We start from the raw sequence: 24,627 nt of genomic DNA, 5'->3' as shown, positions 1-24,627 counted from the left end.
ACGTTTCCCGACGTTATCAGTCTGGATCGGGCACAATGCCCGGAAACTTCACACCGACGCTCTGGACTAACCTCCATGAGAGCGTTGGGCTATAACCTTTGACACACTTTTATTTGTAGTAAGGAGCATCAGCACATGCAACTCGGGATTATTGGACTGGGCCGCATGGGCGGCAATATTGCACGGCGTCTGATGCTCAACGGTCACACCACCGTTGTTTACGACCGCAATACCGCCTTTGTCGACACCCTGGCCGCCGAGGGCTCTACCGGCGTTGCCGATCTGCCTGCTCTGGTTTCAGGCCTGGCCAAGCCGCGTGCCGTGTGGGTCATGCTGCCGGCCGGCGCGCCGACCGAAGACACCATCGAAACCCTGAGCACGCTGCTCGAGGCTGGCGACACCATCATCGATGGCGGCAACACCAACTATAAGGACGACATCCGCCGGGCCAAGACCCTGGCCGAAAAGGGCCTGCACTACATCGACGTCGGCACCTCCGGCGGCGTCTGGGGCCTGGAGCGCGGCTACTGCATGATGATCGGCGGCGATGCCGAAACCGTTAAGCGTCTGGATCCGCTGTTCGCCGCACTGGCACCGGGCATGGGCGACATCCCGCGCACCAAGGACCGCAAGTCCGACGATCACCGTGCCGAGCACGGCTACATCCACGCAGGTCCTGCCGGTGCCGGTCACTTCGTGAAGATGATTCACAACGGTATCGAGTACGGCATGATGGCGGCCTTCGCCGAAGGCTTCGACATCCTCAAGACCAAGTCCAGCGAGCTGCTGCCGGAAGATCAGCGTTTCGACCTGAACGTGGCCGACATCGCTGAAGTCTGGCGTCGTGGCAGCGTGGTGTCGTCGTGGCTGCTCGACCTGACCGCCGATGCCCTGGCGGTCGACCCGAAACTCGACGGTTTCTCCGGTTCCGTGGCCGACAGCGGCGAAGGTCAATGGACCATCGAAGCGGCAATGGAACAAAAGGTGCCGGTACCGGTGCTGTCCAACTCGCTGTTCTCGCGCTACCGCTCCCGCGGTCAGGGCACGTTCGGTGACAAGATCCTCTCGGCCCAGCGCTTCGGCTTCGGCGGCCACGTAGAGACGCCTAAGAAATGACCCATACGATCCGCAGAAAATCCAAGGCAGAACCCGCACCACCGACCACGCTGTTTTTGTTCGGTGCCCACGGCGACCTGGTCAAGCGCTTGCTGATGCCGGCGCTGTACAACCTCAGTCGCGACGGCTTGCTTGACGAAAATCTGCGGATCGTCGGCGTTGACCACAACGCCATTACCGATGAAGCCTTCGCGCAAAAGCTCGAAGACTTCATCCGTACCGAAGTGGCGGCGAAGGTCGGCAAGGGTGATCAGATGCTTGATCCGGCCTTGTGGGCCAAGCTCGCCAAAGGTATCAGCTACGTCCAGGGCGACTTCCTGGACGACAGCACTTATTCAGCGCTGGCGGCGAAAATCGCTGACAGCGGCACTGGCAATGCGGTGTTCTACCTGGCCACCGCTCCACGTTTCTTCAGCGAAGTGGTGCGTCGCCTCGGCGCCGCGAAACTGCTGGAAGAAACTCCAGACGCCTTCAGAAGGGTGGTGATCGAAAAACCGTTCGGCTCCGACCTGCAAACTGCCGAGGCGTTGAACGCCTGCCTGCTCAAGGTTATGAGCGAGAAACAGATCTACCGGATCGATCACTATCTGGGCAAGGAAACCGTACAGAACATTCTGGTCAGCCGGTTCTCCAACAGCCTGTTTGAAGCGTTCTGGAACAACCACTACATCGACCACGTGCAGATCACCGCCGCCGAAACCGTCGGCGTCGAAACCCGTGGCAGTTTCTACGAACACACCGGCGCCCTGCGGGACATGGTGCCCAATCACCTGTTCCAGTTGCTGGCCATGGTGGCGATGGAGCCGCCGGCCGCGTTCGGCGCCGATGCGGTACGGGGCGAGAAGGCCAAGGTGGTCGGTGCGATCCGTCCTTGGACCACCGAAGAAGCACGGGCCAATTCGGTGCGCGGTCAGTACAGCGCCGGTGAGATCGACGGCAAGCCACTGGCCGGTTATCGCGAAGAAGCTAACGTGTCGCCCGACAGCACCACCGAAACCTACGTGGCGCTCAAGGTGATGATCGACAACTGGCGCTGGGTCGGCGTGCCGTTCTACCTGCGCACCGGCAAACGCATGAGCGTGCGCGACACCGAGATCGTCATCTGCTTTAAACCGGCGCCGTACGCGCAGTTCCGCGACACCGAGGTCGATGAGTTGCAGCCGACCTACCTGCGTATCCAGATTCAGCCCAACGAAGGCATGTGGTTCGACCTGCTGGCCAAGCGGCCGGGGCCGGCGCTGAACATGGCCAACATCGAGCTGGGGTTTGCCTATAAGGATTTCTTCGAAATGCAGCCGTCCACCGGCTACGAAACCCTGATCTACGACTGCCTGACCGGTGACCAGACGCTGTTCCAGCGCGCCGACAACATCGAGAACGGCTGGCGTGCGGTGCAGCCGTTCCTCGATGCCTGGCAACAGGATGCGAGCGTTCAGCCTTATGCCGCCGGCGAAGACGGGCCTCAGGCCGCCGATGATCTGCTGACTCGCGATGGTCGCGTCTGGCATGGTCTCGGATGAGCGAACCTATCCGTTTTCTGCTGAGCGACATGGACGGCACGCTGTTGCTGCCCGATCACAGCCTGAGCCAGCGCACCATTGATGCAGTTCGTGCATTGCGTGAAGCCGGCGTGTTGTTCAGCCTCGCCACCGGGCGACCGCCAAAGGCCATGCTGCAGCAGATCGAGGCGCTTGGCGTCGATCTGCCGACCGCTGCGTTCAACGGCGGCACGATCGTCAATCCGGACGGCAGTATTCTGGTTGCTCACTATCTGCCGGCCACGGCCGCGTTGACGGCGCTGGCGTTGTTTGCCGATCAGCCGGAGGTCGAAATCTGGGTGTTCAGCGGTGGTGACTGGCTGCTCAAGGATCCTGATGGCCCAATGGTGCCCAAGGAGCAGCATGGGCTCGGTTATCCGCCGGTGGTGGTCGACAGTTTCGAGCCGTACCTGGAGCGCATCGACAAGATCGTCGCGACCAGCAACAACACCCAATTGCTTATCGAGCTGGAGGCGCGTTTGCTGCCGAAGGTCGAGGGCATGGCGCAGGTCTCGCGTTCGCAGCCTGTGTATCTGGACGTGACGGCACTCGAAGCCAACAAGGGCGAGGCTCTGGCAACGATTGCTGCCCATCTCGGTGTTCCATTGGCGCAGACCGCTGCGATTGGCGACGGCGGCAACGACCCGGCCATGTTTCATGTCGCTGGCCTGTCTATCGCCATGGGCAGGCAGAAGACGCCGTGAAGCGTCAGGCGGACGTGGTGACCGGGCCGAACACCGAGGACGGTGTGGCGCAGGCCATCGAGAAACACATTTTGCCGCGTTGATCGATACATGAAAAAACGGGAGCCCAAGGACTCCCGTTGTTGTTTCTACAGCCAGTAACTCACGGCATACCAGCCGAGCAATCCCATCACCACGGTGTAGGGCAACGCCATCCACACCATCCGCCCGTAGGACAAACGCACCAGCGGCGCAATCGCCGACGTCAGCAGAAACAGGAACGCAGCCTGACCATTGGGCGTCGCCACGCTTGGCAGGTTGGTGCCGGTGTTGATCGCAATCGCCAGGGTTTCGAAATGTTCGCGGCTCATGTGGCCGGACAGGAATGCCTGTTTCACTTCGGTGATGTAGATCGTCGCCACGAACACGTTGTCACTGATCGCCGACAACAGACCGTTGGCGATGAACAGCATCCCCGGTTGCTGATCGGCAGGCAGTGCCAGTACCCACTGGATCAACGGCGCGAACAGTTGCTGATCATGGATCACCGCCACCACGGCAAAAAACACCACCAGCAACGCAGTGAACGGCATGGCGTCCTTGAATGCGCTGCCCAGACGATGCTCGTCGGTGATGCCGGTAAATGCGGTGATCAGGACAATCACCATCAGACCGATCAGACCCACTTCGGCGACATGGAACGCCAGACCGGCAATCAGGATCAATGCGGCCGCGCCTTGTACCAGCAGCGCGGCGCGCTGGCGAGGCGTACGTTCGGCATCGTCTTCACGGGCGTAATCGGCCAGCACTGCGCGGACATTGTCCGGCAGCAAGGTGCCGTAGCCGAACCAGCGCAGTTTCTCCAGCAGCATGCAGGTCAACAGACCGGCCACCAGCACCGGCAGCGATACCGGCGCGACCTTGAGGAAGAATTCGGCGAAGTGCCAGCCCATCTCATGGCCGATCAGCAGGTTCTGCGGCTCGCCTACCAGCGTGCAGACGCCGCCCAGCGCAGTCCCGACAGCGCCATGCATCAGCAGGCTGCGAAGGAAAGCACGGAACTGCTCCAGATCCTCGTGATGCAGCTTCGGCAAATGCTGATCGTCGCTGAATTCGCTGTCCTGGCGCGGATCGTTGCCGGAGGCGACACGGTGATAGACCGAATAGAAGCCGACGGCGGCACTGATGATCACGGCGGTTACGGTCAGCGCGTCGAGAAAGGCCGAAAGAAACGCCGACAAAAAGCAGAACATCAGCGCCAGCAGCATCTTCGAACGCACGCCGAGCAGCAACCGCGAGAACAGGAACAGCAGCAGATCCTTCATGAAGTAGATGCCGGCGACCATGAACATCAGCAGCAGGATCACCGGAAAATTGTGCTGCAACTCTTCATACAGCGCCTGGGGCGTGGTCATCTTCAACAACAAGGCTTCGATCAGCAGCAAACCGCCGGGCATCAGCGGGTAGCACTTGAGCGCCATGGCCAAAGTGAAAATGAATTCGATCACCAACAGCCAGCCGGCAGCGACAGGACCTGCCAACCACAGCACCACGGCGTTGAGAATCAGGAATCCGACGATGCACGCCTTGTACCAGCTGGGCGAATGCCCGAGAAAGTTGTGCGCGAACGCCTGGGCCATCGAACCGGACATCGGTTGCTCCTTGCTTTAAGAAGCGCGCAAGGTGCCGCAAGCGCTGAGCAAGATCAAGTGTGGGAAGTTTCTGTTTATGGGTTCAGATAGCGCGCAACCACAGCGCGGTAGTTGCCATCCAGTGAATAGCCTCCAACCAGAATCCCGCCTTCCGGTTGCAACGCCAGGGATGTAGCGGTGTCGAGACTACGGCCCAGCCGCGTACGCAACCAGCCGTGGCCGGCGCCGAAGCTATGGTCGAGGCGACCGTTGGCCAGATACCGCGCAACAATGAAATCGGCCTCGACGCCTCCAATCGTGGCACCGGCAGCGATCAGCCGACCGTCCGGCATGCGTTGTGCGGCACTCCACTGGCAGCCGCTGGGGCCGATGTCCAGCAGGGTGGGTTGACCGTTGTTGCAGTGCAGTTCGGGACGGCCATTATTGTGGACAGTCAACGCCATACAACGAATCGGGTCCCGGCTGCTACCAAAGCAATGCAGATGTTGCCCCGACTCAATGACCTGATTCGCCAGAGCGCTGTGCCCCTGAGCCTTGAACGACAGGAAACCGTCTACCGCAAACCGTTCATCGAGCTGCCCGTCCGGCAGGTAGCGTGCGAGCAGTCCTTCCTGGGGAAAGTCGATTGCGCCAGCCACCACGATTCGTCCGTCTTTCTGCAGCAACAGACCGCCCAGCCAGGTGTTGAGCAACAGGTGTCGAACCATTACAAAGCCCCGGCCATTGAAGGTCTTGTCCAAAAGGCCAACGGGGGTGACGCGGATCAGCATGCCAACGTGGTCCGCCAGTGAGCAGTGGTGATTAGCGATCAACAGGATATGCCCGTCATCCTGGACGGCGAGATCGCAGGCTTCTGCTCCCGGGACGCCGGGTGGAAGCCACGTATCGCGGGTGCCCAAGGACAGGTCACCGGGCAGGCGAATGATCTTGACGCCGTTGTCGCCGAAGTCCGGGTCCGGCCGGCCGTGTTCATCGAACAACGTCAGGGCGGGAAGGGTGCGATGTTCGGATTCGTAATGCAGGCCAGCCAGCAGGATTCTTCCGTCGGGCAGGGCCTGAACCTTGCTGCCCGTGGCTTCGAATCCGGCAGCGAACTGACCGATCACACTGCCTTGAAAACCGAAACCAAGATCCGCCGAACCGTCCTCCAGAAGGCGAGCAATACCGAAACGGCTACCTTGGGGCGTACCGATTTTGGCTGCGACCAGTATGCGATCTTGCCGATCGAGCGCCACATGCTGAGTCAGACTGGACGTGCTGCCGGCAAAATAAACCTGAGTCACGCCGTTGTTGGCAAACGACTTGTCGAGTTGTCCGGCGTTGTTCGCGGGCGTCGGCAGCGCGATGGCGGTGTGGATTGACATTCATGCTTCTCCTTGCGAGTCGGCCCGTATCCGTAAGGAGGGTCGGTAACTGCATGGCGAAACATTCAATCCCTGAACAGGCGCAAGTACAACTGACAGAACTAACAGGTGGAGCGTCGTTCTGTGCCAGAACAGTGACTTTTTGAACCAGTCGCAAGCCTGCCAAGTATTCGCGCACGAAAGTGCAGTGGAAAGTTGTACAAAGTGGCTGAAGTTAAAAAGGATTCAGCAACTTGAAAGAAGAGGGCGGATGACTTTGAAGTCATCCGCATTGCCCTCGGATCAGTGTGGCATCGACCAGGACTGCAGTGCGTAACCTTCGTCGCTCAGCTCAGCGCGAGCCTGTTGCAACAGGAACTCAAGTTGGGCCGGATCGGAATAGGCACTGCTTGGAATACGGGTGCGACCGATCTGCGAGTTGGTGCGGTCGATAACGGTCAGGCTCAGTTCGCCATTGCCGTCTTGTGGGGCCCAGGCCACGCATTGAAAAGGTTTGAACGCGTGGTTGGCAATCAAAAGAGCTTCGTTGATACGGAGCGGGGCGGTCATGGGGTCTTCTCTCTATTAGTGCCCAATCAAGTGATGTGCCGTCGGTTGGGCTTACCGTTCGGCGAGTTACTTGTACTGATGCACGCAACCCGCTGACAGGTCACACAGGATTTGAAGAAATTTCGACTTTCTTTCATACAATCTCTGTTACGGCGTTTTTTGAAAGCTGGGTGAAAGATTCGAGTCGATAGCCAACTAATAAAACAGGTTCTTATAACTGCTTCACTTGTACACCTATAAGCAATCGATACAAGGCGCCGTCAAATTCTTGCTAATGTTACAGCCAGGTCTGCCAAATGACTGTTTTTACAATCATTTCCTATAATTTGGCGCCAAGGAACAGTCATGAGCGAAGCGCCTGCGTTACGACGTTTATTGGTAGTCGACCCTTGTGACGACTGTCACCGATTATTGCCCGGTTTGCGTGCGGTCGGCTGGGATGTCGACAGCTGTAGCCTGGAAAACGCCGCCGACCGCAGTTGCGATGTCGGCCTGCTGCGTTTGCAGCCCTTTCACCTGGAACGTCCCGAAGCTGTTAAAGAATTGATCAGCCGCAGCGGTACCGAGTGGATCGCCGTGCTGAATCAGGAAGTGCTGCGCCTGCAGAACGTCGGGGACTTCGTTTGTGAATGGTTTTTCGACTTCCATACCTTGCCGTTCGACGTCTCTCGGGTACAGGTCACGCTCGGTCGGGCGTTCGGCATGGCGCGCCTGCGCGGCCAGGGCAATGTCCATGTGGACCAGCCGGAGCACGAGCTGCTGGGCGACAGCAAACCGATCCGTGAACTGCGCAAGCTGTTGAGCAAACTGGCTCCCACCGAGTCACCGGTACTGATTCGCGGGGAAAGCGGGACCGGTAAGGAACTGGTCGCCCGTACCCTGCATCGGCAATCGCAGCGCCACAGCAAACCGTTCGTGGCCATCAACTGCGGGGCAATTCCCGAACATCTGATCCAGTCCGAACTGTTCGGTCACGAAAAAGGCGCATTCACCGGGGCTCATCAACGCAAGGTCGGACGCATCGAGGCGGCTAATGGCGGCACATTGTTTCTCGATGAAATCGGCGATCTGCCGTTGGAGCTGCAAGCCAATCTGCTGCGATTTCTCCAGGAAAAACACATAGAGCGAGTAGGCGGCAGCCAGCCGATCCCGGTGGATGTCCGGGTGCTGGCAGCCACCCACGTCGACCTTGAAGCGGCGATCGAGAAAAAGCGCTTTCGTGAGGACTTGTACTACCGGCTCAATGTGCTGCAAGTTGTGACCGCGCCGTTGCGAGAACGGCATGGCGATCTGTCGATGCTGGCCAACCACTTTTCCCATTTCTATAGCCACGAAACCGGCCGCCGTCCGCGCAGCTTCAGTGAAGACGCTCTGATCGCCATGGGCAAGCATGACTGGCCGGGCAATGTCCGTGAACTGGCCAACCGCGTGCGACGCGGCCTGGTGCTGGCTGAAGGCCGGCAGATCGAGGCCCGTGACCTGGGGCTGATCAGTCAGCAGTCGCTGGCCACACCGATGGGCACCCTCGAAGACTACAAGACCCGCGCCGAACGCCAGGCGTTGTGCGATGTGCTGAACCGGCACAGCGACAACCTCAGCGTGGCCGCCAAGGTGCTGGGGGTTTCACGGCCGACGTTCTACCGCTTGTTGCACAAACACCAGATCCGCTAGGGCGCGGTGCTTCTTCGGGGAAGAAGCTGAAAAGGCCCGCTGCGAGTGCATCGCAGCGGGCCTTTTTATGATGTTGCGTTCAGGGTGGGGCGGGTTAGAAGTAGTACGGGAATTTCAGGCTGAAGGAAAAGTCCGGGGCATCGTCGGTCATGCCGATGGACAGGTTGGGCACGATGGTCAGGTTGTCGGTGGCCGCGATGGTCATGCCGACGTTGAAGTAACCGGCGTTGGCGTCGCTCGACACCACCGATTGCCAGTCTCCGCCATCCTGTTTCAGCTTGCTCTTGCGTTGCACAAGGTCGGATACCGAGAACGACATACTCATTTTTTCGTTGAGTGCGAAGGCTATGCCTGCGCCGATCTGGAAGCTGTCGCCGATACGGACCTTGCCGGGGGTTTTCTGGTTGACCGTGGAACTGATGTCGTCGAACGACTCCTCCAGGTTGTGGGTGTAGGAAAGGCTGCCGAACAGCACGGCCGGGTCAAACGTCTTGACCAGCGATACGCCGGGGGTGATCGACCAGACGCCGTTGCCGGTCGGCAGGGTGTCAGGCACGAACAGGTTGGAGTTGGCGTCGCTCTGGCGCAGCTTGATGCCGAACGGATCCTTGCCGGTTGGCGCCTTGACCCGCAGGGTAACCACCGCGTCCGGGGTGTTGACCGACTCGTCCAGGAACTTGTAGGCGATGCCGAAGTTGACGTCGCCAATGGTCGGATCCCGCGTCACATCCTGTTCGGTCGTCACGTTAGCCGCGCCCTGGTTGCCGCCGCCCGACTGATAAGTCGAATCGCGATACACCACCGGTACGTTCACGTCGAACTGCCAGCGGTTATCGAAGTTGTAGCGGCCTGTCAGGTCGAGGGTCCAGGTGTCGGCCTTGATCCGGTCAAGGTTGATGTTGCCCAGGAAGATCGAGTCCAGAGCCAGGAAGCCATTGAGAATCAACTGGCGCGTGTCATAACGCGAATAGGTGATACCGGTTTCGAAGCTGAACTTGCCCCCGCCAAAGAAGCCGCTGGCCTCGTCGTACAGGTTGGACACACTCTGTGCAGGTTGTGAATCGTCGGCCAGCGACTGGCCATAGGATGCGCCACTGCCCCCGGCGGCGCCCCCCGACGCTGCTGCGGCCCCGGTACCGGTGGCCACTTTGGGATTGCCTTTCATGTCGGCTGGCGATTTGGCCAGACGTTTTGGTGGTGGAGAAGCCGGTTGATCTTCGACCTGGCGGACCCGTTGTTCGAGCACCGCCAGGGCTTTCTGTTGCACTTCGTATCGTTGCTTAAGCTCCAGAAGTTCCTGTTTCAAGGTCTCTACATCCGCATCAGGTGCTGCTTGCAGCATCGCCGCGGGTAGAAGAGTACTCAAACATACAGCGGCACGCAGTGATACTGATCGATACATGAATAAGCCGTCCCTTTAAGCCCAATGGATCGAGACTCAGCGTAGTTCAATATCCGATATTGCGTAGTGCTCTGAGTTGACTCAAATTGCAGTCCAGTGCGCCGGCGCTCATGCCGTTATTGTTAAGGACAACATTGAGTTGCGTCAGGTTGTTGACGACGTTTGCATTTCCGAGCAAGCGGGTGTTTTGCAGCAGACCTCCTTGAGCCACTTGTTGCAGGGCCGTGCCCTGATTGCCTGCGGCCTGAATGGCCATTTGTACGCCACCGCCAGTGGCCGAAACCGCGACACTGCCAGCGGCATTACTGCCGGAAATCGTTTGTCCGGCCATCAGGGCCTGCCCTTGGGCCGGTACCAGCGCGGGGGCCTGGTTGGCTTCGGAAACATTGATCGCCACGTTGTTGTAGGCCGTGTTGCCGTCGCCGGCGGCGCGAACGCTTTGCGTCACGCCCTGGGAGCTGTTGAGTCCTGCGCCACCAATGACCGAGCCGGTACCCGTTTGCGGGGTGCTGCCGTTGCCGGTTTCCTTGATGGTCGAGACATAGAATTCGGGTTTTACGGTTGCTGCCTGCAATTGCATCGAGGTCGCAGCCCCGATCAGATCACCGCTGGCGTTGCGCCAGGTACTGCTCATGACGATGCCGAAGCTGATGATCCGCCCCGGCATGACATAACGACCGCGAAGCTGTGACAGCTCCGAATCCTGGATTTCTATGGGTTTGAATCCTGCATTGGCATAGCCTGACGCACTCGCTGCCAGGCAGGCGGCGGCCAGCCAGTATGAGGTTTTCATCTGCTGCTCCCGGGACATCCAGCCCCACTCTTTATAATCGGCGATTAAAAGAAGTCGCTCTGTATGAACCCGAAGTCCATCAATTCAGCATCTTTGACGGGGTTGAAGTTATCCAGCTTGTTCTTGGCGGTCAGCGGTGCCGGAGGACTGCGTAATGCATTGGTCTTGTCGTATCCGGGGCCGACGATGGCAAAGACGATGCCGTTCCAACCTTTGACAAAGTCATCATGGGCGTAGCGTTTGTGTCCTAAAACCGGGTCTCCGATGTAGACCCAATCCTTGTCTGCCCGCTGCAGCACCACGAAATGCTTGTAGCCGCGAATTTCCATCAGTACCACCACCGGAATAGTGACCGCGTCGAGTTTTTCCGGAGGAATCTTGTAGCCCCTGGCGCGCATGCCGATGCTTTCTATGTAGCGCTTCATGTCCAGCATGGAGAAACCTTGTGTACGGACAAGGTCCTGGTCGGAGTTGACCAGCATGCCTTTGATGATGTGCTCTTCATCGACGTCGAGCCAATAAGCCTGGCGCAGTACCGTCGCCAGTGCGGCGGCGCCGCAGCTGAAATCGGTTTTTTGTTCGACGATGTCGGAAAACTTGCGCTCACGAATGCTTTGCACGTTTTTGTAGACGAGTGTGCCACCCGGCAGGGCAGCCACGGGCATCTGGGCAGCCTGGGCCAGGCCGGACAGGCAAAGCAGAGCGAGGAGGGTAGTCTTACGCATGATCGATACGCCTATGCGGACTGAGGAAAAGCCCCGTTTCCGGGGCTTTCGTTTCGATCGCGATTACATGCAGGCTTTGCAACCTGCAGCGATGGACAGCGAGTTGCTTTGTTGGTTGCCAACGCCGGCAGCGTTGTTGAAGCCACCGTTGCCAGACCAGTTGTTGCCCACGTTGGTCATGTTGGCGTTGTTGGTGACAGGGTTTTTCCAGCCGTCTGGAGTCATCACTTGTTGAGTGGTCACACCAGCCAGACCGAAGACACCCACGGCAACGAAATCAGATTTCTGATCTTTGCCGCCGTTACCACCGTGGCCACGGTCGTTGTTGCCGTAGCCGCCACCATAACCACCATGACCGTGATCATCGTCTTTGGTGGTTGCAGTGCCTGCGGCCACGAATGCGCCGGCGGCGGTGACAGTGCCAGTAAGGGTATCTTTTTTGTAGGTCTGAGTGCCGTTGTTGCCGACTTGCAGACCGGTGGTGCTTTGGTTGGCGGCGGCAGCGGCTTGCGCTACACGACCACCGGATACAGCGATTGCCAGGTTGTTTTTCTGTTGGTTGAAGTTGCCGGCGGCGTTGTTCACGCCGATGTTACCCGAGCCGCTGTTGCCGACGTTGTTCAGGCTGGCGTTGGCAGTGCTGGAGTAGTTGGCAACGGTGTTGTTGGTGTTGACCTGGGTTGCGCTGGAGGCAGATACGGCGGAGCCGAAGATGAAGCTTTCGTCGGCGGTTGCCAGTGCAGCGGCGTTGTCTTGCTGGTTGCCGTCACCGCCAGCGTTGTTTGCGCCGATGTTGCCGTTGGCGCCGTTGAGGGAGCCGCTGACGTTGGCGTTATTTTGAGTGCCCTGGTTCAACACAGTGTTACCGCTGTTGTTTTGCGCATCGAGCACTGCAGCACCGGCACCTGCACCGATTTGCAGCAGTTCTTCAAGGGTTGGGCCTTTTGGGCCGTGATCGTGACCATGACCGTGATTGTCATCACGACCGCCTGCCTGTGCTGCGATTGCCATCACTGCTGCGAGTGCGAAAACCAGTGGTTTGAGAGCCATTGTAGGTTTCATGGTGTTTCTCCGTCGTGCTTATTAGTTGGTTAAGTGTTGGTACTTTCTAATTGCACTGCTTGTTTGGGTCAGTCAGCGACCCGGATGCTCAGGGTGTTAGCCATTCGGTTCCCCACCCCGGCACTCTGGTTCACCTGGATTACCCCGCGACTGCCGGTGAAGGCCTGATCACTTGTCGTGACCTGGCGACTGCCGGGGGTACCAGTTGCTCCTGAGCTCGGTAACAACGCCACGTTCTGTTGGGAAAGGGCGCTATCGTCAACGCTCTGCGGTGCAGCACTGATGCTGATGCGCATGGCGTTGGCCATCTGGTTGTTGGCCCCGGAACCCTGGTTCACGCCCAGTGCGCCGTTGCCGTTACTGAATGAGGTGCCGCCGATGGTCGAGCTCGCGTTGATCGAGCGGTCGGCGGGGGTGTCGAGTTTCTGGTGAATGGTGGTGGTGGCGCTGGCCGACGTGCCGATGGCAATCGACTTGACGTTGGTCTGTTGCTGCTGATCGCCGGCGGCCTGGTTGACGTTGAAGTTGCCGTTGTACTGAACGCCGGAGTTTTGAATGTTGGCGCTGTCCACGGCGCTTGGGTCGGCCATCACGCTGGTGCAGCCGAGGAGTGCCAAAAGGAGCAGGGAACGATTCATCTTATTGGCCTCCGGCCATGCGGGTCAGCGGAGCCAGACCGGTGCTGAGGGAGCGGTTGATGGTGTTGGAAATCGTGCCGCCACCGCCGCCGCCATGACCGGCGCTCATGCCGGGCAGGCCGTTTGGATTGGTCAGGACGTTCATGCCGGGCATGCTGGAATCAACCCCGATGTTGCCGCGAATGGATGCGCCACTGGCTACACTGGCAAAGTCACCGTCATTGAGTTCGGTGCTGGTCATTGCTTGATTGATGCGACCCGAAGGGTTGGCATTCACTGTGGTCGGGTAGGGGTCTTTGCCGGGAGCGCTGCGTCCGATCGGAATGGGCTGGACGTCGCGGTTGAGCACGATCACGCCATTGCCTTCGGCCTGAACGTTGGAACTGAGGAATGTGCTGGCTGCTGATCCGATCAGCAGAAGGCAGGTGAAGGCTTTGTTGATGTTTCCCACGGCGGCAATTCCTTCTTCAGTGGGCTGGCCCAAGTCAGCGTTGTGAAGGAGAGAGCGAAAGCTGTGCCGGTTTTTAAATATTCTTGGATTTCAACGGGTTGGCTCAAAGGTGTGCAGCCCTGATACAAAAGCTGTTTCAACATTGAAACAACACATCGTCGCTCCAAGCGCCCGTACCCATTGCAAAGCTCTGGAACAAGGGTTTGCGATCAGGTGTTTCACAGGCGTAACAAGTCGGGTGACAAAGCGATGAAGGCCGTTGAGACGGGCACTTTGCACCCGGGGGAGTGTTTCAGGAACGGACACTTTGGCCCCAAAGCAGGGGAAATCGCCCCGGGAAATGGGGTCAGCTTTCCAGCAGGTTTCGCACGGCGTCGAAGGCCTGAATCTGCCGCGTGGCCCAGTCACCCTGAATGATCCGGACTGGTTGGTGATGTTGTTCCAGCCAGGCCTTTGTGGCGTTGTAGAACGCCAGTCGTTCACTCAACTGCGGCTGGCAGCGCTGGCCATCGTCGGTCCAGTCGATCTGCTCCGGGGAGAGCAGCAGGTGCAGGTCGTAATGACGCGCCAGCAGTTCCGGTTCCAGCCAGTCGGGACAGTCGCCGAACAACGTCCGGCTCCAGAGAATGTTGCTCAACAGATGAGTGTCTAGAATCAGCAACGACGGCTGCTGTACTCGAGCTTCGTCTTCCCACTGCAATTGGCCGCGAGCAATCTCGGGAATGTCTGCGAGGCAGGTGTCCCTCGGATTCTGCTCGATGAACCAGCGCACGTACTCGTCCACCCGCAAACCGCCGAACTGTTGCTGCAGCCCGGCCGCCAGCCAGCTCTTGCCGGTGGATTCCGGCCCGGTCAGGACAACGACTTTCATGCGCGCAACGCCGGATCGGCGCGCCATTCCCGCCAGCCCTGCACCGCGATCAGGGTGAACAGGGCGTAAAGCGCAGCGGTGAGGTAAAGGCCCTTATAAAGAAACAGGCCGACGAAGATCACATCCAACACGAACCACAGCGCCCAGCATTGCAGGCGCTTGTGCGCCATCCAGAATTGCGCGACCAGGCTGAAAGCGGTCAACGCCGCGTCGAGCCAGGGCTGCGCGGCATCGGTCCAGTGCGCCATGGCCGCACCCAGCAAAAGGCTGCCGGCGGCGCCGATGGCCAACCCTTTGAGCATCGAAGGTGTGTCGAGCCGGCTGACCTCACGGCCGTCATGCATCGTCCCGGCCCGGGTCCATTGCCACCAGCCGTAGACTTGCAGCGCGGCGTAAACCACTTGCAGCAACATGTCCGAATACAGCTTCACTTCGAAGAAGATCCAGCTGTAGAGCAGCACCATGACTAGCCCGATCGGCCAGCACCAGGGGTTCTGTTTGACCGTCAGCCAGACGGCGATCACACCGAGGGCGGCGGCAAACAGTTCGAGCCCGGACATGCAAGATCCTTGGAGGGAGTAAAAGAGGGAGCGGATTGTACCCAAAAACCGGTGGGAGTGAGCTCCCACCGGTGACCGGGATCAGACGCGGAACTGGCGCAGCAAACCGTTCAATTGCTCGCTCAACTGACCGAGCCGCACGCTGGCTGCACTCGACTGCTCGGCAGCCAGTGCGGTGCTGTGGGACAGGCCGGCAGCCTGGGTGACGTTCTGGTTGATGTCCTCGACCACGTGCGCCTGTTGCAGGGTCGCACTGGCGATCGAGGCGTTCAGGCCGTTGAGGTTGCGCAGCGCCTGGCCGATGGCATTGAGGCTGGCGCCGGCCAGTCCGGCCTGTTCGATGGTCAGTTGCGACGCCTTGCTGCTGTCGCCGATCACCTTCACGGCGGCTTCGGAATGGTTTTGCAGGCGCTCGATCATCGACTGGATTTCCGCCGTGGATTTCTGCGTGCGTTGCGCCAGCAAACGAACTTCATCCGCCACCACGGCAAAACCACGGCCCTGTTCGCCCGCCCGGGCGGCTTCGATGGCGGCGTTGAGTGCCAGCAGGTTGGTCTGCTCGGCAATCGAACGGATCACTTCCAGAACGCTGCCGATCTGCGTGCTTTCGGTTGCCAGCGTACGAATCACTTCGACGGCCTGATCGATGGTGCCGGACAGTTTGTCGATCTGTTGCAGGCTGCCGTCGATGTTGATCTGGCCTTGCTGCGCCTGGGCTTCGGCATCGCGCATTTCGTTGGCGGCATGCTCGGCGTTCTTGGCCACATCCTGCACGCCGTAAGTGACTTCGTTGATGGCCGTCGCCACCAGCTCCATCTGCTGCGATTGTTGCTGGCTGCGTTGTTGGGCCTGACTCGCGTCATTGCCCAGTTCAGTGGAGGACTGGCCCAGCGCGCTGGCCGACACCTGCAAATCGCCGATCACCCGGCGCAGCTTGGCGGTGAAGGCATTGAAGTGATGGGCCAGTTGCGTGACTTCGTCCTGGCCATGGGTGTCGAGGCTGCGGGTCAGGTCGCTTTCGCCGCTGGCGATGTTGGCCATGGCGTTTACGGTTTCCTGCAGCGGGCGGACGATGCTGCGGGCAATCAGGATCACCAGCACGCCCATGATCAGCGCGATGACCAGGCCTACGACGGACGCCTTGATCACCTGGCCCTGAAACTCGGCCTGCACATCGTCGACGTACACACCGGAACCCAGCACCCAGCCCCATGGTTCGAACAGTTTCACGTAGGAGGTCTTGGCCACCGGCTCGCTGGCACCGGGTTTCGGCCAACGGTAATCGACCATGCCGGCGCCCTTGGCTTTGGCAATGGCAACCATCTCGTTAAACACCGCAAATCCGTCCGGGTCGCGGATCGCCGAGAGGTTCTGGCCTTCGAGCTTGGGATTGGTCGGGTGCATGACCATCACGGGCGTGAGGTCGTTGATCCAGAAGTAGTCGCTCTGGTCATAGCGCAGGCCGCGAATCGCGGTCAGCGCCTGTTTCTGGGCGGCGTCGCGGGTCAGGGTTCCGGCCGCTTCCAGGCCCTGGTAGTAGGTCAGCAAACCGCTGGCGGTCTGCACCACGTGCTGGGTTTTCTGGGCCTTGGCGTGATACAGGTCATCGTGGATCTGCTTGAGCATCAGCAGGCCCAGGGTCAGCAGCATGACCACCGCCACAATCAAGATGAGCCACAAGCGTCGGCTGATCGACACACTGCGCAAGCTGTTCATAACGCTGTCACTCCGGTTTCTTTTTCTTGTAATAAATCACCGCCAGCATCCAACCACATTTCAGTGGCCGGGCATACGCGACCCAAGTCGTAGAGCGCGGCAGCGCGATTACGGCTTGTCTGTTAGGATTTCGGCCCCGTGGGTGAAAACCTGAACCCAAGTTGACATTTCACGGAATTTTGACCGTTTCGTGTGGATCCTTGGCGCGCGGAATCGGTACAGCAACACAGCTACGCTGATCGCAGTGAACGTAAAAAAATACTATCGGGGCATGCCTGAGCGCATCGCTCTTTGGGGGATTGATGGACCTTTGGACCGCCTTGCAGGCACTGATTCTTGGAGTTGTAGAAGGGCTGACGGAGTTTTTGCCCATTTCCAGTACCGGACACCAGATCATCGTCGCCGACCTGCTGAATTTCGGCGGCGAACGCGCCATGGCGTTCAACATCATCATTCAGCTCGGCGCGATTCTCGCGGTGGTCTGGGAGTTTCGCCGCAAGATCCTCGACGTGGTCATCGGCTTGCCGACCCAGCCGAGTGCCCGGCGCTTTACCGCCAACCTGCTGATCGCCTTCCTGCCCGCCGTGGTGCTGGGCGTGATCTTTGCCGATCTGATTCACAAATACCTGTTCAACCCGATCACCGTGGCGACGGCGCTGGTGGTCGGCGGCTTCATCATGTTGTGGGCCGAGCGCCGGCAGCATGAAGTGCACGCCGAAACCGTGGACGAGATCACCTGGAAAGATGCGCTGAAGGTCGGCTTCGCGCAGTGCCTGGCGATGATCCCGGGCACCTCGCGCTCCGGCTCGACCATTATCGGCGGGCTGCTGTTCGGTCTCTCGCGCAAGACCGCCACCGAGTTCTCGTTCTTTCTGGCGATGCCGACCATGGTCGGTGCGGCGGTGTATTCGGGCTACAAGTACCGCGCGCTGTTCGTACCGGCGGACTTCCCGGTGTTTGCGATCGGTTTTGTCACCGCATTCGTTTTCGCCATGATCGCCGTGCGCGGTTTGCTGAAGTTCATCGCCAGCCACAGCTACGCGGCATTCGCCTGGTACCGGATCGTGTTCGGCCTGTTGATTCTGGCGACCTGGCAGTTCGGCTGGGTGGACTGGGCGGCGGCCAAGGCATGAGTGACTCCCGCGCACGCCGCCAGGATCGCGGCCCGTCCGGTGGCAGCATCCAGCATCTGAAGCTGAAGCTGTTCGTGCTGCTGATCGTCTGCGCGTTGCCGCTGTTCGGCTCGCTGTCGATGTGGCTGCGCGGGATCTCATGGGTGCCGTTGATGGCCTACGGGATTGTCAGCGTGCTGGCGTTCTTCCTGTACTGGGCGGACAAGCGCAAGGCCCGCGCCGACGCCTGGCGCACGCCGGAAAACGTCCTGCACGCCGTGGAACTGGCGGGCGGCTGGCCGGGCGCATTGATCGCCCAGCAAGTCTTCCGGCACAAGACGCGCAAGGTGTCGTTTCAGATTCTGTTCTGGGTGATCGTTGCGCTGCACCAGGTGTTCTGGATCGATCAGTTGTTCCTCGGTTCGAACCTGTTGGCGTTGGGGTAGGGCTACAGCAGCAAGCCCACCTGGGTTTTCTTCGGCAATTTGCTCACCACCAGTTGATGAGAGCGTTGCAGCAATCCTCGCAGTTCCTCGGCGCCCAAGGGGTAGGGCGGGTGCATGATGATCCACTGCGCCCGCGCCAGATAGGGTGCCGGGTGAATGCCCGGCCGGTCGCAATGACCGAGAAACAGATCCTTGTCGACCTTGAACGCCAGCGACTCACCGCGCAGCCCCTGCAAGGCGAACATCTTGTTGCCGGCAATCGAAAACACCCGCACACCGCCCCATTTATAGTCTTCCCGGGCACCGGGCAATGCCAGGCAGAAGTCCGCGACGTCCGCTTCGCTCATCTTTCCTTGTTTCATAACAGCCGCTCTCCACAGGCATTGAACGATTCGACCAGATGATCTATCCACGCGCGCACCGCCGGCATCACACCGCGCCGATGCGGATACACCGCTTGCAGCCAACCGCCGGGCAACGACCAGCCCGGCAGCAATTGCACCAGCGTGCCGTTGTTCAGTTCCGCCTCGCAATACATCATCGGCAACAGGGTGAAACCCTGGCCGGCCAGCACACACGCCTTGCGCACAATGAAGTCGTCGATGCCCAAACGTGCTTCCAGCGCCAGATCGCAACTCTTGCCGTGCTGATCGAGCAGGCGCACATGCACCATGCGATCGGCTTCCAGCGCGCCGAGCACCGGCAGGGTTTTCAAGTCCTGCGGATGATTGATTTCCACGCCCTGTATAAAGGAAGGACTCGCGACCACCACCATTTGCGCCTGACGCAAGCGACGGGTTACCAGCATCGGTTCTTCGTCGCCGTGTTCGCGAACACGCAGGGCGACGTCGATGCCTTCGGTGATGAGGTCGACCCGGCGATTGATCAGGGTGACTTCCAGTTGCACCTGCGGGTATTTGCCCAGGAAGTTGCTGATCACCACCGGCAGCATTTCATGGGCCAGCCCCGTGGGGCTCGACACCCGCAGGCGTCCACGGGGTTCGCTGGACATGCTGGCCACCGTTTCATCGGCCATTTCCGCTTCCAGCAGCATCGCCTGACAGTGGCGCAAATAGCGTTCGCCCACGGCGGTCAGCTTCAATTGGCGGGTGGTGCGTTGCAGCAGACGCGCGCCCAGGCGTTCTTCCAGTTCGGCAATCCGCCGCGACAGGCGCGACTTGGGAATGCCCAGCAAGCGGCCGGCAGCGGCGAATCCGCCGGCCTCGACCACTTTGGCGAAATAGTAGAGATCGTTGAGGTCTTGCATGGGGAATTCCGACTGTTCTATCAGTGGGACAAACTATCGCATTGTTGCCGTCTAATCAGCTATTGGTTTCGTAGGTAGGATTGTCTCCATTCCGTCGCCACCGGCGATTCTTTCCAGGAGATTCCACTATGAAACTGCTGCACATCGATTCGAGCATTCTGGGCGACAACTCTGCTTCCCGTCAGCTGAGCACCGAAGTCGTCAAAGCGTGGCAAGCCGCCGAGCCAAGCGCTGTCGTGACCTACCGCGACCTGGCTGCCGACGCCATCAGCCACTTCTCGTCGACCACTCTGGTCGCCGCCGGCACCACCGCTGAACTGCGCAACGCCGCACAACAGCACGAAGCCGAACTGAGCGCCAACACCCTGGCCGAGTTCATCGCTGCTGACGCCATCGTCGTTGCCGCGCCGATGTACAACTTCACCGTGCCAACCCAGCTCAAAGCCTGGATCGACCGCATCGCCGTCGCCGGCCAGACTTTCCGCTACACCGAAGCCGGCCCTGAAGGCCTGTGCGGTGGCAAGAAAGTGATCATCGTCTCCACCTCGGGCGGCATCCACGCCGGTCAGGCTTCGGGCGTTGCTCACGAAGACTACCTGAAACTGGTGTTCGGCTTCCTCGGCATCACCGACATCGAAATCGTCCGTGCCGAAGGCCTGGCTTACGGTGAGGAAGTTCGCAACAACGCCATGAGCGCGGCCCACGCCCGCATCAGCGAGCAACTGTTCGCCGCAGCGTAAGGCTTTCGTAAAGAACAGCTCTCGTTCAGGCAACACCCAAAAAACTCTGTATTCTGGTTCTGCAAGGGCCAGATACGGAGTTTTTTGTGTCCGACTGTTACATAATCTGGCCCGGGTTATGCAGTCTTACGATCAACGTCTGAGTGCAACGCCGCGCCGAATCACCGAACCACGGAGTTTCGGGCGTCGAACACAACGGATCTTTCGATTGAGTAACAACAGGGTGGGGCATCCCATGATGCGTCTTTGTGCAACGTTACTGATTTGCCTGCTCGGCAGCCTGAATTCAGTGCACGCAGCCCCCGGCCAGCACCCACGCTGGAGCGTCGGTTATCACGAGATGACGTTCCTCGATCCGCTCGACCTGCAACCGATGCGTGCCATCGCGTTCTATCCCTCCAGCGACCGCGAGCACATGAGCCTGCTCGAGGGCTACTCGGTCGAAGCCGGTGAAGACACCAAAATCGCCCTCGGCCGCTTTCCGATGCTGATGCTGTCCCACGGCAATACCGGCACGCCGCTGGCCCTGCACGACCTCGCCACATCGCTGGCCCGCAAAGGCTTTGTGGTGGTGGCAGTGATTCATCCCGGCGACAACTCCAAGGATCACAGCCGCCTCGGCACCTTGAGCAACCTTTATGGGCGTCCGATCCAGATTTCCGAAGCCATTACCGCCACGCTTGGCGACCGCATGCTCGCGCCGTTCGTGAACGCCGATCAGGTCGGTGTCATTGGTTATTCGGCAGGGGGCGAGACCGCGTTGATTCTTTCCGGCGCGCAGCCTGACCTGGATCGCCTGCGCCGTTACTGCCAGGAGCGTCCGGACGACCGCGACGCCTGCAACACCCAGGGCGAACTGATCGTCGATCGCGACGACCTGCAACCGGTGGCCGACCCGAGAGTCCACGCCTTGCTGTTGATGGCGCCGCTGAGCCTCAAGTTCGGCCGGCACACCCTGGCCGACGTGCATGTGCCGGTGCTGCTGTACAGCGGCGACGGCGACAAACTGGTGGCCTTCGACAAGAACGCCGCTGCCCTGGCACGCAAACTGCCGACCGCGCCGGACTTCAAGTTGCTGGCCGGGGCCGGGCACTTCGTGTTCATGGCACCGTGCAATGAAGAACAGATCCGTGCGATGCCGGCGCTGTGCACCGATGCTGACGGGGTGGATCGCGAAGACATCCACCGCAACCTGATTTCCGAAGCCGGGCGGTTTTTCTCCAATGCGCTGGGCAAGCCTTCCCGGGCGGGGATGCAGACGGCGGATCAGTAAGCGTCAGGCCATCGCCCGACGCTTGAGCCACAAGGTCAGCGCCAGTCCGCTCACGGACAACAGCGCTGCGCACAGGAAGATCCACGAATATCCCAGATTCAACGCCACTGCGCCCATCAAGGGGCCGGCAACCGCCAGTGCCAGATCGAAAAACACCGCGTAAGCACTCAACCCGGCACCACGGCTGGAGTTGGGCACCTGCTTGATGGCTTCAACCCCCAGCGCCGGATACACCAGTGACAGCCCGAACCCTGCCAGCCCGGCGCCGATCAGTGCGTATCCGGTGGACGGTGCGAGCCAAAGCAACATCAATCCGACGGTTTCGATGCTCATGCAGGCGATGGCCGAAGCGAAGCCGCCAAATCGGGCGATGGCGGAAATGAACAGCAGCCGCGACAGGATGAAGCACACACCGAACACCGTCAGGCAGTAGGCCGCACCGGTCCAGCCGCGATTGAGGTAATACAGGGTAATGAATGTGGTCAGGGTGCCGTAACCGATCGAGGCGAGGCTCAAGCTGGCGCCGAATGGTGCGATCCGCCCGAACACTGCCCAGAACGGCAACCGCTCGCCGCGCACCACCGGCACGGAAGGTTTGTTGCGAATCAGCAGCAGTGCGCCGGCGGCCAGTACCGACAGCGCAATGCCGAGACTGGTAAAACCGTAATCGGCCACCATCAGCACGCCCAGCGGTGCGCCGATCGCGATGGCGCCATAAGAGGCGATGCCGTTCCAGCCGATGGACCGTGCGGTGTGCTCGGCGCCGACCTGGCCCATACACCAGCTGATGGTGCCGACACCGATCAAACCTTGCGCGATCCCGAGTAGCAAACGCCCGGCAATCAAAATGATCAGGCTTGGCAGCGGGAAGTCCTGAAGCAGGGTCGACAGAAATGTCAGCACACCGCTGAGGACGATCCCCAGCAAGCCATAAACGATTGCCCGCTTGGTGCCGACGGTATCCGACATGCGCCCGGCCATGGGGCGGCTGAGCAGGGTGGCCAGGTATTGCGATCCGATCACCAGACCCGCAACGACGGCACTGAAACCCAGTTGTTCGTGCACGTAACCGGGAAGCACCGCAATCGGCAGACCGATGCAGAGAAAGGCGATAAAGGTGTAGAAAACGATGGAGACGATCTGCAGGGTGATCGCCATGGAGCTTTGCGGTGGCTGTTGCTGCGCAGACATGAGGGCTCGTTCGCGGGCGGCGGTGGGAGAGTCCGCATGATGGCTTGGCGCTGGAATAAAAGAAAGCAGGCTAACTATCTTTCCTTGGCGCAATAAAAAGCCCCGCCATGGGGCGGGGCTTTCGACTCGAGGCCGCTATCAGAACACGACGCCCTGGCTGCGCAGGTAATCGTCATAGGTGCCGCTGAAGTCGGTCACGCCGTTCGGGCTCAGCTCGATGATGCGCGTGGCCAGGGACGATACGAACTCACGGTCGTGGCTGACGAAGATCAGCGTGCCCGGGTAGTTTTCCAGCGCCAGGTTCAGCGCCTCGATCGATTCCATGTCCAGGTGGTTGGTCGGCTCGTCCATTACCAGAACGTTCGGCTTTTGCAGGATCAGCTTGCCGAACAGCATGCGACCTTGCTCACCACCGGAGATGACCTTCACCGATTTCAGGATCTCGTCGTTGGAGAACAGCATGCGGCCCAGGGTGCCACGAATCACTTGCTCGCCCTGAGTCCACTGACCCATCCAGTCAAACAGGCTCACGTCGTCTTCGAAGTCGTGGGCGTGGTCCTGAGCGTAGTAGCCCAGCTCCGCACTTTCGGTCCACTTCACGGTACCGGCGTCCGGGGTCAGTTCGCCCATCAGGGTGCGCAGCAGGGTGGTCTTGCCGATACCGTTCGGGCCGATGATCGCCACGCGTTCGCCGGCTTCAACGGTGAAGCTGAAATTCTTGAACAGGGTCTTGCCGTCGAAGCCTTTGGACATCTGCTCGATGGTCACGGCCTGGCGGTGCAGCTTCTTGGTCTGTTCGAAACGGATGAACGGGCTCACGCGGCTCGATGGCTTGACCTCGGCCAGCTGGATCTTGTCGATCTGCTTGGCGCGGGAAGTGGCCTGCTTGGCTTTCGAGGCGTTGGCCGAGAAGCGGCTGACGAACGTCTGCAGTTCGGCAATCTGGGCTTTCTTCTTGGCGTTGTCCGACAGCAGTTGCTCGCGGGACTGGGTCGCCGCGGTCATGTATTCGTCGTAGTTGCCCGGGAACAGACGCAGTTCGCCGTAGTCCAGGTCGGCCATGTGGGTGCAGACGCTGTTCAGGAAGTGACGGTCGTGGGAAATGATGATCATGGTGCTGTTACGCGCCGTCAAAATCGTTTCCAGCCAGCGGATGGTGTTGATGTCCAGGTGGTTGGTCGGTTCGTCGAGCAACAGCACTTCCGGATCGGAGAACAGTGCCTGAGCCAGCAGGACACGCAGTTTCCAGCCCGGCGCGACTTCGGTCATCGGGCCGAAATGCTGTTCCAGCGGAATGCCCAGGCCCAGCAGCAGTTCACCGGCGCGGGATTCGGCGGTGTAGCCGTCCATCTCGGCGAACTCGGTCTCCAGCTCGGCCACGGCCATGCCGTCTTCTTCGCTCATTTCCGGCAGCGAATAGATGCGATCGCGCTCGGCCTTGACCTTCCACAGCTCTTCGTGACCCATGATCACGGTGTCGATCACGGTGAATTCTTCGTAGGCGAACTGATCCTGACGCAGTTTACCGAGGCGCACGTTCGGCTCAAGCATCACCTGGCCGGCGGACGGCTCCAGGTCGCCACCGAGGATTTTCATGAACGTCGACTTGCCGCAACCGTTGGCGCCGATCAGGCCATAACGGTTGCCGTTGTTGAATTTCACCGAAACGTTTTCGAACAGCGGCTTTGCGCCGAACTGCATCGTGATATTAGCTGTAGAAATCAAAGGTTTATCCTGCGAAGCATTCTGAGTAGCGAGGGTGCGGCCGGAGCGCTTGGCCCGAGTCGAAGTGCGCTGAGGCGGGAAA

Annotated in this window: 23 protein-coding genes and 1 pseudogene; 8 read left to right on the top strand and 16 right to left on the bottom strand. The window is 59.9% G+C overall.

Annotated features, from left to right (window positions below; translation table 11 throughout):
- The first annotated feature begins 135 nt into the window (after nucleotides 1–135).
- From gnd to ACKLNA_RS05965, 3 genes and pseudogenes are all read left to right on the top strand, one after another.
- Nucleotides 136–1,116: a phosphogluconate dehydrogenase (NAD(+)-dependent, decarboxylating) gene (gene gnd, locus ACKLNA_RS05975; protein WP_408985217.1), complete on the top strand. Its 981-nt coding sequence runs from the start codon at nucleotides 136–138 to the stop codon at nucleotides 1,114–1,116.
- The gene (gene zwf / locus ACKLNA_RS05970; protein WP_408985216.1) at nucleotides 1,113–2,636 is read left to right on the top strand and encodes a glucose-6-phosphate dehydrogenase; all 1,524 of its coding nucleotides are present in this window, start codon (nucleotides 1,113–1,115) and stop codon (nucleotides 2,634–2,636) included. Before gnd ends, zwf begins: the two co-directional genes overlap by 4 nt.
- Nucleotides 2,633–3,441 (top strand): annotated as a pseudogene (locus ACKLNA_RS05965) (HAD family hydrolase). The gene zwf and the pseudogene ACKLNA_RS05965 overlap by 4 nt, the downstream one beginning before the upstream one ends.
- A gap of 45 nt (nucleotides 3,442–3,486) precedes the next feature.
- On the opposite strand, the gene nhaB reads toward ACKLNA_RS05965, so the two are convergent.
- The 3 genes from nhaB to ACKLNA_RS05950 form a co-directional block, all read right to left on the bottom strand.
- Nucleotides 3,487–4,989, bottom strand: coding sequence for a sodium/proton antiporter NhaB (gene nhaB / locus ACKLNA_RS05960; protein WP_408985215.1), 1,503 nt, complete (start codon nucleotides 4,987–4,989; stop codon nucleotides 3,487–3,489).
- Between the two features lie 74 nt (nucleotides 4,990–5,063).
- Nucleotides 5,064–6,353 carry a hypothetical protein gene (locus tag ACKLNA_RS05955; protein ID WP_408985214.1) on the bottom strand — a complete coding sequence of 430 codons (1,290 nt, stop codon included), beginning with the start codon at nucleotides 6,351–6,353 and terminating at the stop codon, nucleotides 5,064–5,066.
- A gap of 282 nt (nucleotides 6,354–6,635) precedes the next feature.
- Complete coding sequence (locus ACKLNA_RS05950; RefSeq protein ID WP_085731086.1) at nucleotides 6,636–6,902, bottom strand: hypothetical protein; 267 nt, start codon at nucleotides 6,900–6,902, stop codon at nucleotides 6,636–6,638.
- Between the two features lie 345 nt (nucleotides 6,903–7,247).
- Here ACKLNA_RS05950 and ACKLNA_RS05945 point away from each other — a divergent pair, with 345 nt between their 5' ends.
- The gene (locus ACKLNA_RS05945; RefSeq protein WP_114882782.1) at nucleotides 7,248–8,573 is read left to right on the top strand and encodes a sigma-54 dependent transcriptional regulator; all 1,326 of its coding nucleotides are present in this window, start codon (nucleotides 7,248–7,250) and stop codon (nucleotides 8,571–8,573) included.
- A 94-nt stretch (nucleotides 8,574–8,667) separates the two neighbouring features.
- Here ACKLNA_RS05945 and ACKLNA_RS05940 read toward each other — a convergent pair whose 3' ends face one another.
- From ACKLNA_RS05940 to ACKLNA_RS05900, 9 genes are all read right to left on the bottom strand, one after another.
- Nucleotides 8,668–9,975, bottom strand: a complete 1,308-nt coding sequence (locus ACKLNA_RS05940) for a hypothetical protein (RefSeq protein WP_408985213.1) — start codon at nucleotides 9,973–9,975, stop codon at nucleotides 8,668–8,670.
- A gap of 46 nt (nucleotides 9,976–10,021) precedes the next feature.
- The gene (locus ACKLNA_RS05935; protein WP_134826737.1) at nucleotides 10,022–10,768 is read right to left on the bottom strand and encodes a hypothetical protein; all 747 of its coding nucleotides are present in this window, start codon (nucleotides 10,766–10,768) and stop codon (nucleotides 10,022–10,024) included.
- Nucleotides 10,769–10,812: 44 nt separating this feature from the next.
- Nucleotides 10,813–11,493, bottom strand: coding sequence for a C39 family peptidase (locus ACKLNA_RS05930; RefSeq protein ID WP_085708163.1), 681 nt, complete (start codon nucleotides 11,491–11,493; stop codon nucleotides 10,813–10,815).
- 63 nt (nucleotides 11,494–11,556) lie between these two features.
- The gene (locus ACKLNA_RS05925; protein ID WP_408985212.1) at nucleotides 11,557–12,555 is read right to left on the bottom strand and encodes a heme utilization protein; all 999 of its coding nucleotides are present in this window, start codon (nucleotides 12,553–12,555) and stop codon (nucleotides 11,557–11,559) included.
- A 68-nt stretch (nucleotides 12,556–12,623) separates the two neighbouring features.
- Complete coding sequence (locus tag ACKLNA_RS05920) at nucleotides 12,624–13,193, bottom strand: adhesin (protein WP_085708161.1); 570 nt, start codon at nucleotides 13,191–13,193, stop codon at nucleotides 12,624–12,626.
- Between the two features lies 1 nt (nucleotide 13,194).
- Nucleotides 13,195–13,644, bottom strand: a complete 450-nt coding sequence (locus ACKLNA_RS05915; RefSeq protein WP_408985211.1) for a hypothetical protein — start codon at nucleotides 13,642–13,644, stop codon at nucleotides 13,195–13,197.
- Between the two features lie 346 nt (nucleotides 13,645–13,990).
- A complete protein-coding gene (locus tag ACKLNA_RS05910) occupies nucleotides 13,991–14,515 on the bottom strand; it encodes an AAA family ATPase (protein WP_408985210.1) in 525 nt (174 codons plus the stop codon).
- Entirely contained in the window at nucleotides 14,512–15,075 is a 564-nt protein-coding gene (pnuC, locus tag ACKLNA_RS05905; protein ID WP_408985209.1) for a nicotinamide riboside transporter PnuC, read from the bottom strand. Before pnuC ends, ACKLNA_RS05910 begins: the two co-directional genes overlap by 4 nt.
- Nucleotides 15,076–15,156: 81 nt before the next feature.
- Entirely contained in the window at nucleotides 15,157–16,791 is a 1,635-nt protein-coding gene (locus ACKLNA_RS05900; RefSeq protein ID WP_408985208.1) for a methyl-accepting chemotaxis protein, read from the bottom strand.
- Nucleotides 16,792–17,093: 302 nt separating this feature from the next.
- Here ACKLNA_RS05900 and ACKLNA_RS05895 point away from each other — a divergent pair, with 302 nt between their 5' ends.
- Together ACKLNA_RS05895 and ACKLNA_RS05890 are read left to right on the top strand one after the other, a co-directional pair.
- Complete coding sequence (locus tag ACKLNA_RS05895) at nucleotides 17,094–17,924, top strand: undecaprenyl-diphosphate phosphatase (RefSeq protein ID WP_114882802.1); 831 nt, start codon at nucleotides 17,094–17,096, stop codon at nucleotides 17,922–17,924.
- Complete coding sequence (locus ACKLNA_RS05890; RefSeq protein WP_408985207.1) at nucleotides 17,921–18,349, top strand: DUF1294 domain-containing protein; 429 nt, start codon at nucleotides 17,921–17,923, stop codon at nucleotides 18,347–18,349. Before ACKLNA_RS05895 ends, ACKLNA_RS05890 begins: the two co-directional genes overlap by 4 nt.
- Nucleotides 18,350–18,351: 2 nt before the next feature.
- Here the strand turns inward: ACKLNA_RS05890 and ACKLNA_RS05885 are convergent, their stop codons facing one another.
- Both ACKLNA_RS05885 and ACKLNA_RS05880 read right to left on the bottom strand, forming a co-directional pair.
- On the bottom strand, nucleotides 18,352–18,711 hold the full coding sequence (locus ACKLNA_RS05885; protein WP_085731075.1) for an MmcQ/YjbR family DNA-binding protein: 360 nt from the start codon (nucleotides 18,709–18,711) through the stop codon (nucleotides 18,352–18,354).
- Nucleotides 18,708–19,616, bottom strand: coding sequence for a LysR substrate-binding domain-containing protein (locus ACKLNA_RS05880; protein WP_085708153.1), 909 nt, complete (start codon nucleotides 19,614–19,616; stop codon nucleotides 18,708–18,710). The genes ACKLNA_RS05885 and ACKLNA_RS05880 overlap by 4 nt, the downstream gene beginning before the upstream one ends.
- Nucleotides 19,617–19,744: 128 nt before the next feature.
- On the opposite strand from ACKLNA_RS05880, the gene ACKLNA_RS05875 reads away from it, so the two are divergent.
- Both ACKLNA_RS05875 and ACKLNA_RS05870 read left to right on the top strand, forming a co-directional pair.
- The gene (locus ACKLNA_RS05875; RefSeq protein WP_085708152.1) at nucleotides 19,745–20,356 is read left to right on the top strand and encodes an FMN-dependent NADH-azoreductase; all 612 of its coding nucleotides are present in this window, start codon (nucleotides 19,745–19,747) and stop codon (nucleotides 20,354–20,356) included.
- Between the two features lie 235 nt (nucleotides 20,357–20,591).
- Nucleotides 20,592–21,629, top strand: coding sequence for an alpha/beta hydrolase family protein (locus tag ACKLNA_RS05870; protein WP_408985206.1), 1,038 nt, complete (start codon nucleotides 20,592–20,594; stop codon nucleotides 21,627–21,629).
- 3 nt (nucleotides 21,630–21,632) lie between these two features.
- Here ACKLNA_RS05870 and ACKLNA_RS05865 read toward each other — a convergent pair whose 3' ends face one another.
- Both ACKLNA_RS05865 and ACKLNA_RS05860 read right to left on the bottom strand, forming a co-directional pair.
- Nucleotides 21,633–22,820, bottom strand: coding sequence for an MFS transporter (locus ACKLNA_RS05865; RefSeq protein WP_408985205.1), 1,188 nt, complete (start codon nucleotides 22,818–22,820; stop codon nucleotides 21,633–21,635).
- Between the two features lie 138 nt (nucleotides 22,821–22,958).
- Nucleotides 22,959–24,545, bottom strand: a complete 1,587-nt coding sequence (locus ACKLNA_RS05860) for an ABC-F family ATPase (RefSeq protein ID WP_085731070.1) — start codon at nucleotides 24,543–24,545, stop codon at nucleotides 22,959–22,961.
- Nucleotides 24,546–24,627: the final 82 nt, after the last annotated feature.

It is taken from the genome of Pseudomonas sp. UV AK001, from assembly GCF_046097675.1.
In the GTDB taxonomy this organism is placed as follows: domain Bacteria; phylum Pseudomonadota; class Gammaproteobacteria; order Pseudomonadales; family Pseudomonadaceae; genus Aquipseudomonas; species Aquipseudomonas kribbensis.
This window is presented reverse-complemented; position numbering and strand designations above follow the sequence as displayed.

Excerpts from the sequence above, each read along its gene's own strand:
- pnuC (WP_408985209.1), bottom strand. The coding sequence starts at position 15,075 with ATGTCCGGGCTCGAACTGTTTGCCGCCGCCCTCGGTGTGATCGCCGTC.
- ACKLNA_RS05925 (WP_408985212.1), bottom strand. The coding sequence starts at position 12,555 with ATGAAACCTACAATGGCTCTCAAACCACTGGTTTTCGCACTCGCAGCA.
- ACKLNA_RS05935 (WP_134826737.1), bottom strand. The coding sequence starts at position 10,768 with ATGAAAACCTCATACTGGCTGGCCGCCGCCTGCCTGGCAGCGAGTGCG.
- ACKLNA_RS05930 (WP_085708163.1), bottom strand. The coding sequence starts at position 11,493 with ATGCGTAAGACTACCCTCCTCGCTCTGCTTTGCCTGTCCGGCCTGGCC.
- ACKLNA_RS05955 (WP_408985214.1), bottom strand. The coding sequence starts at position 6,353 with ATGTCAATCCACACCGCCATCGCGCTGCCGACGCCCGCGAACAACGCC.
- gnd (WP_408985217.1), top strand. The coding sequence starts at position 136 with ATGCAACTCGGGATTATTGGACTGGGCCGCATGGGCGGCAATATTGCA.
- ACKLNA_RS05870 (WP_408985206.1), top strand. The coding sequence starts at position 20,592 with ATGATGCGTCTTTGTGCAACGTTACTGATTTGCCTGCTCGGCAGCCTG.
- ACKLNA_RS05865 (WP_408985205.1), bottom strand. The coding sequence starts at position 22,820 with ATGTCTGCGCAGCAACAGCCACCGCAAAGCTCCATGGCGATCACCCTG.
- ACKLNA_RS05920 (WP_085708161.1), bottom strand. The coding sequence starts at position 13,193 with ATGAATCGTTCCCTGCTCCTTTTGGCACTCCTCGGCTGCACCAGCGTG.
- ACKLNA_RS05940 (WP_408985213.1), bottom strand. The coding sequence starts at position 9,975 with ATGTATCGATCAGTATCACTGCGTGCCGCTGTATGTTTGAGTACTCTT.
- nhaB (WP_408985215.1), bottom strand. The coding sequence starts at position 4,989 with ATGTCCGGTTCGATGGCCCAGGCGTTCGCGCACAACTTTCTCGGGCAT.
- zwf (WP_408985216.1), top strand. The coding sequence starts at position 1,113 with ATGACCCATACGATCCGCAGAAAATCCAAGGCAGAACCCGCACCACCG.
- ACKLNA_RS05910 (WP_408985210.1), bottom strand. The coding sequence starts at position 14,515 with ATGAAAGTCGTTGTCCTGACCGGGCCGGAATCCACCGGCAAGAGCTGG.
- ACKLNA_RS05945 (WP_114882782.1), top strand. The coding sequence starts at position 7,248 with ATGAGCGAAGCGCCTGCGTTACGACGTTTATTGGTAGTCGACCCTTGT.
- ACKLNA_RS05895 (WP_114882802.1), top strand. The coding sequence starts at position 17,094 with ATGGACCTTTGGACCGCCTTGCAGGCACTGATTCTTGGAGTTGTAGAA.
- ACKLNA_RS05875 (WP_085708152.1), top strand. The coding sequence starts at position 19,745 with ATGAAACTGCTGCACATCGATTCGAGCATTCTGGGCGACAACTCTGCT.
- ACKLNA_RS05890 (WP_408985207.1), top strand. The coding sequence starts at position 17,921 with ATGAGTGACTCCCGCGCACGCCGCCAGGATCGCGGCCCGTCCGGTGGC.
- ACKLNA_RS05880 (WP_085708153.1), bottom strand. The coding sequence starts at position 19,616 with ATGCAAGACCTCAACGATCTCTACTATTTCGCCAAAGTGGTCGAGGCC.
- ACKLNA_RS05885 (WP_085731075.1), bottom strand. The coding sequence starts at position 18,711 with ATGAAACAAGGAAAGATGAGCGAAGCGGACGTCGCGGACTTCTGCCTG.
- ACKLNA_RS05950 (WP_085731086.1), bottom strand. The coding sequence starts at position 6,902 with ATGACCGCCCCGCTCCGTATCAACGAAGCTCTTTTGATTGCCAACCAC.
- ACKLNA_RS05900 (WP_408985208.1), bottom strand. The coding sequence starts at position 16,791 with ATGAACAGCTTGCGCAGTGTGTCGATCAGCCGACGCTTGTGGCTCATC.